11 protein-coding genes are annotated in these 15,078 nt (G+C 59.0%); all 11 read left to right on the forward strand.

Annotated features, from left to right (window positions below; genetic code table 11):
- Positions 1 to 4 precede the first annotated feature (4 nt).
- Positions 5 to 895, forward strand: a complete 891-nt coding sequence (locus Q3970_RS06215) for an ABC transporter ATP-binding protein (RefSeq protein WP_303099728.1) — start codon at positions 5 to 7, stop codon at positions 893 to 895.
- Positions 892 to 2,145 (forward strand): ABC transporter permease, encoded by a 1,254-nt coding sequence (locus Q3970_RS06220; protein WP_303099729.1) that lies wholly within the window; start codon positions 892 to 894, stop codon positions 2,143 to 2,145. The genes Q3970_RS06215 and Q3970_RS06220 overlap by 4 nt, the downstream gene beginning before the upstream one ends.
- Before the next feature lie 67 nt (positions 2,146 to 2,212).
- Entirely contained in the window at positions 2,213 to 2,503 is a 291-nt protein-coding gene (locus Q3970_RS06225; protein ID WP_085364779.1) for a phosphopantetheine-binding protein, read from the forward strand.
- Positions 2,500 to 3,534 carry a beta-ketoacyl synthase N-terminal-like domain-containing protein gene (locus Q3970_RS06230; protein WP_303099730.1) on the forward strand — a complete coding sequence of 345 codons (1,035 nt, stop codon included), beginning with the start codon at positions 2,500 to 2,502 and terminating at the stop codon, positions 3,532 to 3,534. Before Q3970_RS06225 ends, Q3970_RS06230 begins: the two co-directional genes overlap by 4 nt.
- The gene (locus tag Q3970_RS06235) at positions 3,516 to 4,163 is read left to right on the forward strand and encodes a hypothetical protein (RefSeq protein ID WP_303099731.1); all 648 of its coding nucleotides are present in this window, start codon (positions 3,516 to 3,518) and stop codon (positions 4,161 to 4,163) included. The genes Q3970_RS06230 and Q3970_RS06235 overlap by 19 nt, the downstream gene beginning before the upstream one ends.
- A 16-nt stretch (positions 4,164 to 4,179) precedes the next feature.
- On the forward strand, positions 4,180 to 6,525 hold the full coding sequence (locus Q3970_RS06240) for an MMPL family transporter (protein ID WP_303099732.1): 2,346 nt from the start codon (positions 4,180 to 4,182) through the stop codon (positions 6,523 to 6,525).
- Positions 6,526 to 6,755: 230 nt separating this feature from the next.
- Positions 6,756 to 7,427, forward strand: a complete 672-nt coding sequence (locus tag Q3970_RS06245; protein WP_303099733.1) for an Abi family protein — start codon at positions 6,756 to 6,758, stop codon at positions 7,425 to 7,427.
- 14 nt (positions 7,428 to 7,441) lie between these two features.
- Positions 7,442 to 8,686, forward strand: a complete 1,245-nt coding sequence (locus Q3970_RS06250; RefSeq protein ID WP_303099734.1) for an NAD(P)/FAD-dependent oxidoreductase — start codon at positions 7,442 to 7,444, stop codon at positions 8,684 to 8,686.
- Positions 8,687 to 8,751: 65 nt separating this feature from the next.
- Positions 8,752 to 9,333 carry a hypothetical protein gene (locus Q3970_RS06255; protein ID WP_368494372.1) on the forward strand — a complete coding sequence of 194 codons (582 nt, stop codon included), beginning with the start codon at positions 8,752 to 8,754 and terminating at the stop codon, positions 9,331 to 9,333.
- 84 nt (positions 9,334 to 9,417) lie between these two features.
- Positions 9,418 to 10,623, forward strand: coding sequence for a beta-ketoacyl-ACP synthase (locus tag Q3970_RS06260; protein WP_303099735.1), 1,206 nt, complete (start codon positions 9,418 to 9,420; stop codon positions 10,621 to 10,623).
- Positions 10,624 to 10,907: 284 nt separating this feature from the next.
- The coding region (locus tag Q3970_RS06265; RefSeq protein WP_303099736.1) for a filamentous hemagglutinin N-terminal domain-containing protein at positions 10,908 to 15,078 on the forward strand (4,171 nt) is incomplete at its 3' end.

Here is a 15,078-nt window from a genome sequence, read left to right on the forward strand (position 1 = left end):
AACCATGATTCAAATCCAATCACTCTCCCACCGCTATCCCGGAGCAGATGCCGATGCGTTAAGCGGCGTGTCGCTCGATATCGGAAAAGGCGAATGCTGGGGGCTGCTCGGCCACAACGGCGCGGGCAAAACCACGCTGATGTCGCTGTTGGCCGGTTTGCAGGAAGTGCAGTGCGGCAATATTCTGTTTAACGGCAAACCCATGCGGCGCATGAGCCGCGCCGAGCGGCAGAAAATCGGCCTCGTGCCGCAGGATTTTGCGTTTTACCCGCAGTTGAGCGTGTGGGACAACCTGCTGTTTTTCGCCTCGCTCTACAAAATGCGCGACAAAGGCCGCCTGAACGCCTTGCTGGCGCAAACCGATTTAACCGCGCACAAACACAAAGCCGCCAAACACCTTTCCGGCGGCCTGAAGCGCCGCCTGAATTTCGCCATCGGCCTGATTAACGCGCCTGAATTGGTGTTTCTCGACGAAATCACCGTGGGCATCGACCCGCAGTCGCGCCGCTTTATTCTCGACAGCGTGGAAACGCTCACCCGCAGCGGCGTTACCGTGGTTTACACCTCGCACTATCTGCCCGAAATCGAGCAGCTTTGCAGCAAAATCGCCCTGTTGCAGCAGGGGCGGTTGGTTTATCAGGGCGGTTTGGGCGAACTCTTGGCCTCGCAAACGCAGCGCGTGCGCTTTATCACCGACCCCGTGCTGCCGCCCGGGCAGCTGGCCGCGTTGCAGGCACAACCGGCCGACGGCCGCGGCATGATGGAAACCGCACTCGATGCGGCCGAGGTGTATGCCGAGTTGCAGCGAAGCGGCGTGCAGATACGTTATTTCCAACAGGGGCACGGCACGCTCGAAGCCTTTTATCTCGACTTTTTGCGTCGGGAGGCCGCATGATCGCCGCCTCGCTGTTGAAAGAAATCAAGCTGTTAAGCCGCGATCTGCACGGGCTGGCGGTGTTGTTTGTGATGCCCATCGCCTTTATGCTGATTATGTCGCTGGCGTTGAGCCGCGACGAAGACCCGCAAAGCGGCAGCCGCATCGCGCTGGTGGGCAAAGCGGGCGACAGCGTCAACACCGCTTTTGCCGCCGCCCTGCAAAAAGAGCAGATGGCAGTGAGCCTGATGCCGTCTGAAAAACTCAAAGAAGCGCAGCAGGGGCTGCACGAAAAGCGTTTCCAGCTGGTGCTGCACAACCCCAACCGGGCAGACGGAAAACTGGCCGAGAGCCTGCCGCTGGAGATTTATGTGCCGCCCGATACCGAGCCTTCCTGGCTGGCGGCGGTAAAAGGCGTGCTGCGGCAGCACTACACCGAAACGCGCCTGAACGCCTACTTCGACGGCAACAGCGGCATCAGCATCGACAATAAGCAGCTGCCTAAACGGGTGCGCGACGATATTCAGAAAAAAGTCGATGAAAAAAACGCCGGGCAGTTCGATGCCGTGTCGGCCTTTTTGAAGCAGACCATGCTGCGGGAGCATTATCTGAGCGCGGCGGGCGCGGCGGTGGCCAAACCGAACGCCGTGCAGCACAGTGTGCCGGCCTGGCTGATTTTCGGTATGTTTTTCATTATGATACCCTTATCGAACGTGATGGCGCTGGAGCGGCAGACCAACACCATCACCCGCCTGCGCCTTGCCCGTGCCGGTGCGGCGGGCTTGGTGGCCGCCAAATTGCTACCCTATTTTTTGATTAACCAGTTGCAGTTTGCCGGCATGCTGCTGCTCGGCCGCTACCTGTTGCCCGAAATCGGCGTGCCGGCGCTGCTGTTAAACGGCAGCTGGCCGCTTTACGCGCTGCTTTCCGCCGCCGTGAGCGCCGCTGCTTTGGGCTATGCGCTGTTGGTGAGCGTGGCGGCGAAATCTACCGAACACGCCGTGGTGCTGGGCGGCGGCGGCGTGATTCTGATGGCGGCCGTCGGCGGCATTATGGTGCCCGCCCATGTGATGCCCGAGGTTATGCAGCAGGCTACCTGGTTTTCGCCGATGTCGTGGGGGCTGAAAGCCTTTCAGGAACTACTGCTCAACCGCAGCGGTTTAAACGGCATCGCGCTTTATCTGCAATTATTGGCGGGGTTTGCCGCCGCAACGCTGCTGTTGGCGGTGTGGCTGTATCGGCGGCAGTTGCAGACGCAGGTGCGGTTTTAAACTAAAAAGGCCGTCTGAAAACAGGCGCAGTATGTTTTCAGACAGGCTCTAAAAAACGGAAAACATTATGTCGTACACCTTTACGCTGGCGCCCGAAGCGCTGGAAACCGAATTGAAAAAGCTGATTTTGGAAACCTCGGGCAAAGCCGACGAAATCGACTTGGCCGATTTTGCCGACGATGCGGTTTTGTTCGGCGACGGCAGCCCAGTCGGCTTGGATTCGCTCGATGCGCTGCAAATCGCCGTGGCCTTGCAGCAGTATTTCCAAGTGCGGCTTCAGGGCGACCGCATGGTGCGCAAACACATGACGACGGTGCGTGATTTGGCCGCCTTCGTGCGTTCGGAGCACGGCGCATGACTTATCTTTGCGGGCAGGCGGTTACGTGCGCGCTCAACCCGCAAAGCGGCTGCGCGCGGCAACAGCCCGAAACGCTTGGCTTCACCTTTCTGCATCAGGCGCAGCAGGCGAAATATTACCGCGCCTTTGCCGAAACCAGCCTGAGCCGCGCCGCCGTTGCCGATCTGGCCGAAGCACATTTGCGCCGCGCCGCAGAGAGCGCCGGCTGGCCGTCTGAAAGCTGGTACCATGCGCCGGTGTTTATCGGCTCGAGTTCGTATTTGATGTCGGAGTGCGAAAACCTTTATTCCGACCAAAGCGCATCCGACCATAATCTGCTTTATCTTGCCCGCGATTTGCAGGCGCGCAGCGGCAACACCGATATTTTCAGCATCGCCACCGCCTGCACATCGTCGGCGCACGCCCTGATTCAGGCACATAACCAACTCTCGGCGCCCGGCTCTCGGCGCGCGTTCGTGCTCGGCTTGGAAAGCCTCAACCGCCTCACCCTGCTGCATTTTCACAGCCTGGACCTGTTTGCCGAACACTACCGGCCCTTCGGCGGCAACGGCCTGATTTTGGGCGAAGGCATGGCCGCGCTGGCGTTGTGTGCCGACAAGCCCGCCGGTTCCAACCTGCGCCTGCGCTCCTGCGCCGCCAACACCGGCAGCGGCAGTTTGGTGCAGAGCGACGGCGGGGCGCAGGAAGCGCTGATCCGGCGGGTGTTGGCTGCCGCGCAAACCGATGCCGCCGCCGTGCGCGCCGTCAAAACCCACGGCATCGGCACCGCCGACAGCGACGCGGCCGAATGGCAAGCCCTGCATAATGTGTTCGGCACCCCGCCGCCCCTGTTGGCGTTCAAACCCCAAACCGGCCACACCCTCGGCGCCGCCGCCGCAATCGAAACCGCCTTGCTGGCCGAAGCCCTGCATAAGGGTGAAGGCGCAGACAGCAACGGGCGGCGCATTGGGTTTTCAGACGGCCTTTATTTAAGCAACCACTTCGGCTTCGGCGGCAGCAACACCGCCATGGTATGGCAATGGACACGGTAACCCGCAATATAAACATCACCGCCGCCGCCCGTTTCGACAGCGATCCGTCGGTTAGCGGCAAAACGCTCAAACAAGCCTTGCAGCAGCAAACCGGCATCGATGGCCGCCGTTTCAGCCGCTTAAGCCTGCTCGCCGCGCTCGGTGCCTGCAACCTGCGCAGCCGTGCCGCCGTGTGCGAAGACTGTGCGGTTTATGTGGCTACGCCGTTTTCGTCGCCTTCGCTGTTTGAAAAAATGACCGATAACGTGCTCAACCACCATGCCGCCATGCCGTTCGATTTTATTGCCAACCTGCATAACGCTCCCGCTTTCCACGCCGCCCAGGCGCTCGGCAGCCGCGGCGCATCGCTGGTGCTGGCGGCAGATAACCGCCCCGAATCATGGACGCAGATTCTGCGACTTGCCGCCGCCAGCCTGCACGCGGAGCGCCGGATTGCCGTGGGCTGGTGTTACGAACAGCCCAAAGGGCAGGGCGGCTGGGAGGGCAGCATATGGGTTTTGTTGGAATATGCCCGCGGGCAGGGGCAACAAGGGTTTGCCGACCCGTTAAACATCACGCAAACCCCGGGCGCAAACAGCACATACTGGCAAGGCGTTGCCGATTGGCTGCAACGGCTTGAGGCCGTCTGAAAACAGGAGGAAGCCCATGCACCTTACCATACGCCGTATTTACACCGCATTGATGGTATTACTGCTTGGTTTTGCGGTTTACAGCGTGGCCGCCACGCAATGGCTGCAAACCGACCTCGCCGCCCTGCTGCCGCAGGAAGAGCGGCCGGATGTGTTGTTGCAGGCGGCGGATAAGGCGGTGGAGGCGCAGTTGAATACGCAGGTGGTGTTGCTCGCGGGCAGCACCGATGCAGAAAAAGCGTTTCAGACGGCCTCGGAAATCGCCGCTTTATGGCGCAAAAGCCAAGTGTTTGCCGCGGTGGACAGCAGCGTTTCGCCCGATTTGGAAGCGGTGCGCGCCGACGTGCGGCGTTTGGGGCTGGCGGTGCTGCCGCCCGAGCAGCGGCGGCTGTTGTTTGAAGAGCCGAAACGTTATTTTCAGGAGCGCGCCGAAGCGGCGGTCAACCCGTTTGCCGCCCCTTCGCCTTTGCCGCTGGAGCAGGATTGGCTGGGTTTCGGCCGTTTCGTCACCGAACGCGCCCAACCGCAGAGCCGTTTGCAGTGGAACGCCGACAACGGCATGCTGTTCACCGAAGACGATAGCGGCAAAACTTGGGTGTGGTTGCGCGGCAAACTGCCCAAAGCCAACAACCTCGCCAACGGCAGCGATAATCTGTTGCCGCTGTTGCAGCAAAGCCGCGGGCTGGCCGCGAAAAACGGGGTGGAAACGTTAAGCGCGGGTGGGGCGGTGTTTGCCGCCGCCTCGAAAGCGGCAGCCGAGCGCGAAAGCCGGCTGATGGGTACGGCCGGTTTGCTGCTTACCTTTGCGCTGTTGTTGTGGGTGTTCCGCAGCGTGCGGGTGTTTTGGCTGGTGCTGCCGCTGGCGGCGGGTATGCTCGCCGGATTGGCGGCGGCTCTGCTGGTGTTCGGCGAAGTGCATATCCTCACCATCGTAATCGGCACCAGTTTGGTGGGGATGTTGGTGGATTTTCCGCTGCATTGGCTGGCGCCTTCGGTGTTCGGCACGGTGGCACACCGTTATGCGCGTTCAGACGGCCACGATTGGCAGGCCGAACCTGCCATGCGCCATGTGCTGCCCACGTTTGCCGTGAGCCTGCTGATAACGGTGGCGGGTTATGCGTTTCTGTGGTTCACGCCCTTGCCGGTGTTGCGGCAGACGGCGGTGTTTTCCGGTTTTGCGCTGTTGGGCGCGTTCGGCGCCACCGTGTTGTGGCTGCCGCCGCTGTTTGCGCGCTACCAAGCTAAAAGCGTGCCGTTTACCGGCCTGGTGGAACGGCTGTATGCCTTGTCGGCGCGCATGAAAATCCGCCTGCACCGCCGCGGCTGGTGGCTGGTGGGCGGCATACTGCTGGCGGTGGGGCTGTGGCGCAGCAATTGGCACGACGATATCCGCCAATGGGTGAACATGCCGCCGGCGATGCTGGCCGAAGCGCAGAAAATCGGCGGGCTTTCCGGCACCGATTTCGGCAGCCGTTATCTGGTGGTGGAAGCCGGCAGCGAAGATGAATTGTTGCGGAAAAACGCCGAAGTCGGCCGTGCTTTGCAGCCGTTGGCGGCGCAGCAGAAACTGGCCGGCATCCAGTCGCTTGACCAATGGCTGCTGCCGGCGGCCGAGCAGCAGAAACTGCAAAACCGTCTGCGCGAATTGGCGAAGCTGCCGGAAAACTGGCAGCCGATGCGCGAAATCGGCGTGCCGCGGCAGACCGTGCGCAATGCTTTGAACCAGGCCGCCGCCGCGCCGCCGCTCACGCTTTCAGACGGCCTCAAACCCGCGCTGGCCGAAGCCTGGCGGCCGCTTTACTTGGGTGAGGCCGCCCCCGGCCGTTTCGCCTCGATTATCCGCCTGAACGGCTTAAACGACGCGGCGGCGGTTCAGGCGGGCATCAAAGGCTTGGCGGGCGTGCACTGGGCAGACAAGCGCAGCCATCTGAACGAATTGTTCCGCCACACCCGCAATCAGGCGGCTTGGCTGAAACTGGCTTCTTATGCCTTGGCCCTGCTACTGTTGTGGCGAATGTTCGGCATCAGGCGCGGTATCACGGTGCTGGCGGTGCCGCTGGCCGCCGCCGTGGGCACGGTGGCGGTGCTGGGCTGGGCGGGCATTCCCGTCAGCCTGTTCGCCATGTTCGGCCTGCTGCTGGTTTCCGCCATCGGCGTCGATTACGCCGTGTATGCCGTTGCCGCCAAACACAGCGCCCCCGCCCGTTTGGGCGGCATGCTGCTGGCGGCGCTCACCACCGGTATTTCGTTTGTATTGCTGGGCATGAGCAGCACGCCCGCCGTGGCGGCGTTCGGCATCACCGTGGCGGTGGGCACGGTGTTGAACCTGTGGCTGGCGGGTTGGCTGTTGGAGGAGAAATAACGAAAAGCCCCGCAGATTGCTCGGCGGGGCGGTAAGCTCGCGTTTGAAAGGGTATAACACTGTTTCCAGTCCATCGATCCAATCAAACTAACGGAGATTATTTTATGTGGCTGGCCATACTTTGTCAACGATTGATGAAGTGTTTACAAAATATCAGGAAAATTTGGCTTGATCATTTTAAAATGATAATGGAATAGATAATTAATATTCAGGCCTATAAAGAGGAACACATGGAATTACAATCAGAAATACGGCAAGCTTTATCTGATGAACGGTTTGGTAGATATTTAACTGCGTGTAGTAATAATGTCGAGAAAGCATGTACGCTTTATCTTTGGAATATGCAAGTCAGTAGCGCATTTTTTCCGTGGTTGAGTGTGGCGGAAGTGGTGTTGCGGAATAGAATACATTTATCTTTAAGTCAAGTACATGGATCTGAATGGCCGTGGAGTATGGGTTTTGAGCGGACATTACCACAGCGAAGACAAGGTTTTAATCCAGTTGAAGAGTTGCAGCACAGTAGAAGAGGATACGATACAGACCAAACTGGGAAAGTCATTGCCGATTTAAAGTTCGCTTTTTGGCAGCAAATGTTGAAGGCAAATCAGGAACGGCCTTTATGGAACGGATATCTATTTACTGCTTTTCCCAATTTGGATCGTACTTTAAGTGTTAGAGACAATCGTGAGACTGTATATCAGCGTGTCGATAAAATTAGAGAGTTGAGAAACCGTATTGCACATCACGAACCTATATTCAATCGTGATTTGAAGGATGATTATCAAAATATTATTAAACTGATTGGTATATGTCATTCACAGGAGTTTATTGATTGGCTTAAACAGGGTCAACAGGTGGGTCGGCAACCATTGTTAGAATTTTTCTTAAGCAATAAACCATAATTGAAAGAAATATCATGTCATTATCTCATCAATTCGATATCGCCGTGATCGGCGCAGGCCCTTCCGGCTCGGTGGCGGCGGCCTTACTCAACAAAAAAGGCTTCAAGGTGTGCGTGCTCGAGAAGCAGCATTTTCCGCGCTTCGTGATTGGCGAGAGCCTGTTGCCGCACTGTATGGAAATGCTTGAAGAAGCGGGTTTTTTAGAAGCGGTAGAAGCCGAGCCTTCGTTTCAGTTTAAAAACGGTGCGGCATTCACCTGGGGCAGCCGCTACACTTATTTCGATTTCACCGATAAGTTTTCAGACGGCCCGGGCACTACGTTTCAGGTACGCCGCGCGTTGTTTGACAAAATTTTGATTGACGAAGCGGCCAAACAGGGTGTGGAAGTGCGTTTCGGCCACGGCGTAACCGCGTTTGACGACAGCGGCGAGGAGGCGGTGTTGAGCGTGGAAACCGACGGCGGCGAAACCTACCGCCTCAACGCCCGTTTCGTGCTCGATGCCAGCGGCTACGGCCGCGTGCTGCCTCGCTTGTTGGACTTGGAAACCCCTTCCGACCTGCCGCCGCGCACCGCCCACTTCACCCACATCGAAGACAACATCACCAATCCGAAATTCGACCGCAACAAAATCCTGATCACCACCCACCCGCAGCACCGCGACGTGTGGCTGTGGACGATTCCGTTCGGCGACAACCGCTGCTCCATCGGCGTGGTCGGCACGCCCGACAAACTGGCCGGCGATTCGGAAACCGTGCTGAAAAAATTCGCGCTCGAATGCCCGATGCTGGCTGAAGTGCTGGAAAACGCGGTGTGGGAAAACGAATTTCCGTTCCGCAGCATACAAGGCTATTCGGCCAATGTGAAATCTTTATACGGCAAGCGTTTCGCGCTCTTGGGCAACGCTTCCGAGTTTCTTGATCCGGTGTTTTCGTCGGGCGTAACCATCGCCATGCACTCGGCCAAACTGGCGGCCGACCTGCTGGCCAAACAGCTGAACGGCGGCGGAGCCGACTGGCAGCGCGAGTTTGCCGAACCGCTGATGCAGGGCGTGGATACGTTCCGCACTTATGTAACGGGCTGGTATGATACCCGCTTCCAAGACGCCATTTACGCGCCCGACCGCAGCGCCGACATCAGCCGCATGATTTCGTCGATTCTGGCGGGCTATGCGTGGGATACGGCCAACCCGTTCGTGGAAAAACACGCCCGCCGCTTAGACGCGCTTGCCGCGATGGTGGGCAGGCAGGCGCTGGTTTGATGCGTTTTGTTTAACCGGCCTGCGGCCTGAAAACCGTTTCAGGCCGTCTGAAAGAGGAGTTGTATATGAACAAACACCTGATTGCCTTAACCGCCGCATTCGTGCTCGCCGCGTGCAGCAGCGGCGTGCCCAAACCGCAAACGCTGCCGCAGTTTCAAAGCGGCGGCGGCTGGTTCCAGCTCGAGCAGCGCGATGCCGCAGGCAATGTTGTTCAAAGCAGCCTGCTGGCGGTAGAGCAGGGGGCAGACGGCGTGCGCTTCGTGCAAACCGATCCGCTGGGCGCGCCGCTGTCGCGGCAGGTGTTAAGCAAAAAAGGCTGGCGCAACGACGGCTTCGTGATGCCCAACGCCTCCGCCCGCCGCCTGTTTGCCGCCATGCTGCCGCTGTTTGCCGCCGACGGTGCTGCGGTTTACCCGGGCTTGCAGCGCAGTCGTGCCGAAAACGGCGAATGTTTCAGCCAAAAGGGCCGCACATTGTGGTGTAGCGCACAAACCGGCAACCGCTGGCTGGTAACGTTCCCCGACCAAACGAAATGGTCGGTGGTGCCGATTCGGGACGATAGTGAATCCAATTACTTCGGTACAAGGCAGCAAGCCGAAGACAGTACAGATAGTACGGCAAGGCGCAGCAACGCCGTAACGGAGTAAGTGGATTCACTATAACCCGCCGTTTGTATGGCGGCTGTTATGCGCCGCACCGTGCCGGACGATTATCTGAACAATCAAATATATATGAATACACCCGTTTATCTCTCACCTCCTGCCGTTACCAGCGCATTGGGCGACGGCTTGGCCGCGCATATCGACGCCCTGTTGAACCCCGCCGCCGGTTCGCCGTTAACGTTTTCCGACCGGTGGGTCAACGGCAAAACCTACGCTTTCGGAGCAGTTAAACACGGGCTGCGGCCGTTTCCGCAAGATTTGCCCGCCTTGTTTTGCAGCCGCAACAACCAGTTGCTTTGGCACGCGCTGGCGCAAATCGAACCGCAAATCGAGGCAGCCAAAGCACGTTTCGGTGCGGGGCGGGTAGCCGTTGTGTTGGGCACTTCAACCAGCGGCGTAGATGAAAACATCGAAATGTTCCGGCAGGTGTCGCAGGGTGCGGCGTGGCAGGAAGTAACGTTCAAGCAGGCGCAGCAACGAATGGATGCGCCTGCGGAATTCGTGGCCGAAGTGTACGGCCTGAAAAACCTGAATTATGTGGTTTCCACAGCCTGCACATCGGGGGTGCGTGCCCTGATCAGCGCCGCCCGCCTGCTGCGCGCGGGTTTGTGCGATGCCGTGGTGTGCGGCGGGGCGGATACGCTGTCACCGTTAACCATCAACGGCTTCGCTTCGCTGGAAGTGCTCTCGGACGGGCTGGCCAATCCGTTTTCGGCCAACCGCGACGGTATCAATATCGGCGAAGCCGCCGCCGTATTCGTGATGACGCGCGAAGCAGGTTTTTCTAACGGCCTGCCGCTGCTCGGTTACGGCGCCAGCAGCGATGCCTATCATATGTCGTCGCCCCGTCCCGACGGTTTGGGCGCGGTGCAGGCGTTTCAGACGGCCTTAACCCATGCCGGCGTGCGTGCGGCCGACATCGGTTGGATCAACCTGCACGGCACCGGCACGCAGCATAACGACAGCATGGAAAGCATCGCCGTGAACGAAGTGTTCGGCAGCACCACGCCTTGCACCTCCACCAAACCGCTTACCGGCCACACCCTAGGCGCCGCCGGCGCGATTGAGGCCGCCTTTCTCTGGGGCATGGTCAGCCGCGAATACAACCCAGAGGGCAGGCTGCCGCCGCAATTGTGGGACGGCACGGCCGACGAAGCCCTGCCGCGCATCGGCTTAACCGGCCGCGAAAGCCGCTGGCCGCACGGCCGCCGCATAGGCGCCAGCTCGTCGTTTGCTTTCGGCGGCAGCAATGCAGTGCTGGTTATCGGCGAATAATGCCAGAAGGCAGCCATATCAAGCAGGCCGTCTGAAACGTTTCAGACGGCCTGCTTGTTTTATCTGCCCCGGCAATTTTCCGTATTCAAGCCGTTTTAATTCCTGTTTTAAAATTCCAACAGCCTGTCTACCGAATAAACCGTTTGTCATAATAAAATGATTTTGTCATTAACTTTGGTGTAAAGTCATACGGAAAATTCTAACTGCCCGTTTTTAAATCCACCAGGTGATTTCTTATGAACAAACGCTTTTATCGTATCATTTTCAATAAAAAGCGCGGCTGTATGATGGCCGTTGCAGAAAACACCGCCCGCGAAGGCAAAAATACGCAGGACGGCGGGGCAGAGGGGGCGGCGCCCGCTTTAACCGCAAAATGGGCGGAGCTGCCGAAACTGGCGCTTTTCCTGGTATTGGCAGGCAGTATCGGTTTTGCCCGGGCACAGATTGTTGCAGACAAGGGCGCGCCCGCAGGACAGCGGCCGGTTGTGCTTAAAACCCGCGACGGTGCGCCGCTGGTCAATATCCAAACGCCCGATGCCAAAGGTTTGAGCCACAACCGCTATACGCAGTTTGATGTCGGCGGCAAAGGCGCGGTGCTGAACAACAGCCGCAGCGCCAACCCTTATCTGGCCAAAGGCACGGCCCAATTGATTTTAAACGAAGTCCGTTCCAATAATCCGAGCAGGCTCAACGGCATCATCAGCGTTGAAGGCACCAAAGCCGATGTGGTGGTTGCCAACCCCGCCGGTATACAGATCAACGGCGGCGGCTTTAAAAACGCCCGCCATGCGGTGGTAACGACAGGTATGCCGGTTTTCAAAAACGGCACGTTCAGCGGGCTGGACGTACGCAAGGGCACGGTTACGGTGGAAAGCGGCGGGTTCGACAGCCGCGGTGCCGACTATACCGAAATCCTTTCCCGTTCGCTTGCCGTGCAGGGTAAAATCCATGCATCCAACCTGATTGCTTCTACGGGGGCATACAGGGCGGATTACCAAACGGGGGAAACCGCCGCCGGCACTGCAGAAGGAACAAAACCTGCCGCAGCCATCGACACGGCCGCTTTAGGTGGCATTTATGCAAACAGTATCATGCTGATAGCAAACGAAAAAGGAGTGGGTGTGAAAAATGCGGGAACGCTGCAGGCGCAGCGGCAGCTGACGGTAACCTCCGCCGGCCGCATAGAAAACCGCGGCAATATCCGCACCACTGCCTTAAGCACCCATTCCCTCCCCACTTATCTTGGCCTGGAAGCAACCGGAAGCGGCAGCGCGGGTGCGGTTGTTTCAGACGGCGGCAGAATCGAGAGCAGGGGGCTGCTGGTAATAGAAAGCGGTGAAGACATCGGCCTGCGCAACAATGCCGTGGTGCAGAATACGGGCATGGCCCAAACCGGCCTGATACTGGATGCAGGCCGCAACCTGGTTATAGAAAACTCGGCAGCCGTAAACAACCATAACGGATCCGTCGGCCTGAGCGCCGGTGCGAAAACAATTGTCAGAAATTCCACTGTCCGTTCCGGCACTGTTATCTACAGCAGCAGCAAAGCCGACACCGCCATACAGGCAGGCGGCAGACTGGATGCAAAAAACAGCGTAACCCTGCTTTCCAACCGCAATATCGGCATTGAAGGCGGCATCAGTGCCCAAACGGGCAGCATACATATCGAAGCGGCCAAACCCCCGAGCCTCGCGGCAAACTCGAACCCGTCGGATATCACTTTAAACAACGGCAGCCTCAACGCCGCCCGCAATGTGGTGCTGTTGGCAGAAAACAATATCAATGCCCGGACAGGGGCGGTGAAATCGGCAGGAAATCTTTATATGCACGCCGATAAGAACCTCAACCTCACTGTTGATTCGGCTCTTCCTGCGGGTTTGAAAGACATCAGCCTGAAAGCGGCGGAACAGGCGGCGGTCAAATCGGCGGCCCAAACATTGGCGGCTGCCGGCAGCTTGGCCGTTGAAGCGGGAAACATCGAAATCGGCAACACCCACCTTAAGGCCGCTTCCGGCAGCCTGACCCTCAGTGCCGCTAAAGGCGGCATCCGCCTGAATGCGGGCGGCGGGCAGGGACTCCGTTTGGAAGCGGGGCGCGATATCGAAGCTGCCGCCACGGCAGGAAACATCGTTTCAGACGGCCTTTATGCCGCCGCACGGCAAGGGCATGTTTCCATATTGGCCTCCGGCAATGCCGATTTGAACGGTGAAACCCACCTTAACGGGCAAACCGGCGTTTATGCCGGATCGGTTGGCAGGGGCCGTCTGAAAGCCGTCAATACAGACATTCATGCGGCATCGGGCGGTGTGGAGCTGCTCTCGGGCGGCAGCCTCGAATACGGCGGCGGCGCGCGGCGCAACACCGTTGCCGGCAGCCATATCAGTGCTGCAAGCAAAAACGGCGATACCGTTTTGCGCAACGTGTACCTGAATGCCAAGGCCGGCGCACTGAACATTAACGCAGCCAAAGAGCTGGGGCTGTATAACGTTCAGACGGCCTCGGCGCACAATACCGTTTTTTCCGCCTCGGGCGCCAAAGCATATCTGAACGGGGTTGATGCCGAATCAGGCAGGCATATGGCCGTAAGCAGCAAAGGCCAGGTGCTGCAGAATACGGGGCAGCCTTCCCGCAACAGCCTGAAAGCCGCAGGCGTACTCTCCATACAGGGCGGCTGGTGGAACCATGCCAACAACAGCCTGATGCAGGGCGGTGCCGTCAGCCTGAAATCCGAGCACAGCTCCGTCAACCTGTCCCCCACCGCCGACGTTAAAGCCGTATCCAACCCGGTATTGCGCAATGATGCAGCCCTGAAAAACCTCGACGGCAGCCTCAACATCGAAGCCGGGCAGCAGGTATACCTGCACCCGGGCAAAACCATCAGTGCCGACGGCGATATCGGCATCAAAGCCGCCGGCAGGCTGACCCTTGCGGGCAGGGGCGGCAGCGGCGGCAACCCGTCGGCACAGGTTTCCACCCTGTCGGCCAAAGGCGGCATCCGCATGGCGGCGGGCGAAGTCGGCATTCACGGGGCGGGCGTTTATGCGGGCAAAGACCTTTCCATCACCTCCCGTCAGGGCAAACTGGAAATCAGGCCGGTGAAAAACACGTTTGACGGGCTGATTCCGGCAGAAAGGGTGGGTGAGATGCTGCAGGACATACATGAAATCAGCGTGCAGACCGAGCAGCTCAAAAGACACAACCTTGCCGCCAACCTGCTGCGCATCCGCGACCTCAACAATGAAAAAATCCGCCTGATATTTCAGACCCGGGCCGTCAATAAGGAAGTGAAAGGCCACAAACCCAGGGGCAGCGAGCACAAACGCCCGGTGCTTAACGGGCAGAACGTCAGCCTGCTTTCGGCTCAGGGCATCGATATAGCCGCCGCCGACATTACGGCCGAAAAGCGGCTGGAAATCCATGCCGCCGGCCTGCTGCCGCAGCAGCAGGGTAAAACGCCCGCCTCCGTTGCCGTTACCGGCGCAACCGACACCTATGAAACCGGCCGGTCCCATTTCAAAAGCCATTACGACAAAGCCGTCCTCAACAAACCTTCGCGCCTTACCGGCAAGCAGGGCGTAAGCATCAGCGCGCCCTTCGGGCATGCGGATGCCCGCATCGACATCAGCGGCAGCAAAATCAGCGCCCCGAACGGCAGCATCGGCATCGAAGCGTTCGGCGGTGTTGTCTTCGGCTATAACGAAGACAACGTTTTCACCTTTCTTAAAACCAAAGGCAAAGGCGGCGGCATCATCCGCAAAACCTCTTTCAACGAAGACCACAACCACCTGATTTCACCCGCCCCAGCCGTTTTGTCGGCAGGTTCGGGCATTACGGTGAAGTCCGGCGGCAACATTGATGCCTATTCCACCCGCTTCAACGCCCCTGCCGGCCGCATCGGGCTGACGGCGGGCGAAGAGCTGAACCTGCTGTCGGTGCAGCAGCGCCAGCACCGCCACTACGAAACCACCCGCAGCAGCCGCCTTCTCGGCATCAAAATCAAAAACAGGGATTACAGCCGCAGCGAATCGAACGAAACCGGGCTGGCGGTCAAAGTAACCGCCAAAGGCGTCAACACCCGCTCGGGCTGGGATACCGTTTTGGAAGGCACCGAATTCCAAACCGGGCTGGGCGGTGCGAAAATTGAAGCGGGCGTGGGCGAAAAAGCCCGCGCCGGGGCACGGGTTATCCTCAAAGGCATCACCGACTGCGTCGCCGTCGAAGAAAACAGCCGCTCCGCCTCCGCCGTATGGCAGCGCACGGCAGGCAGCGGCAGCATTTCCGAAAGCCTGAGGCTGCCCCGGTTCGAAGGCCCCGCCGCCCCCGTGCTGACCGCGCCGGGCGGCTATCTTGCCGATATTCCCAAAGGCCGTCTGAAAGACGAAATCGCCAAACTGGCGGCGCAGCCCGGCTACGGCTACCTGAACCGGCTTCAGACGGCCAAAAACACCGACTGGA

Origin of the sequence: Neisseria sp. (assembly GCF_030530745.1) — a bacterium.
Classification (GTDB): Bacteria; Pseudomonadota; Gammaproteobacteria; order Burkholderiales; family Neisseriaceae; genus Neisseria.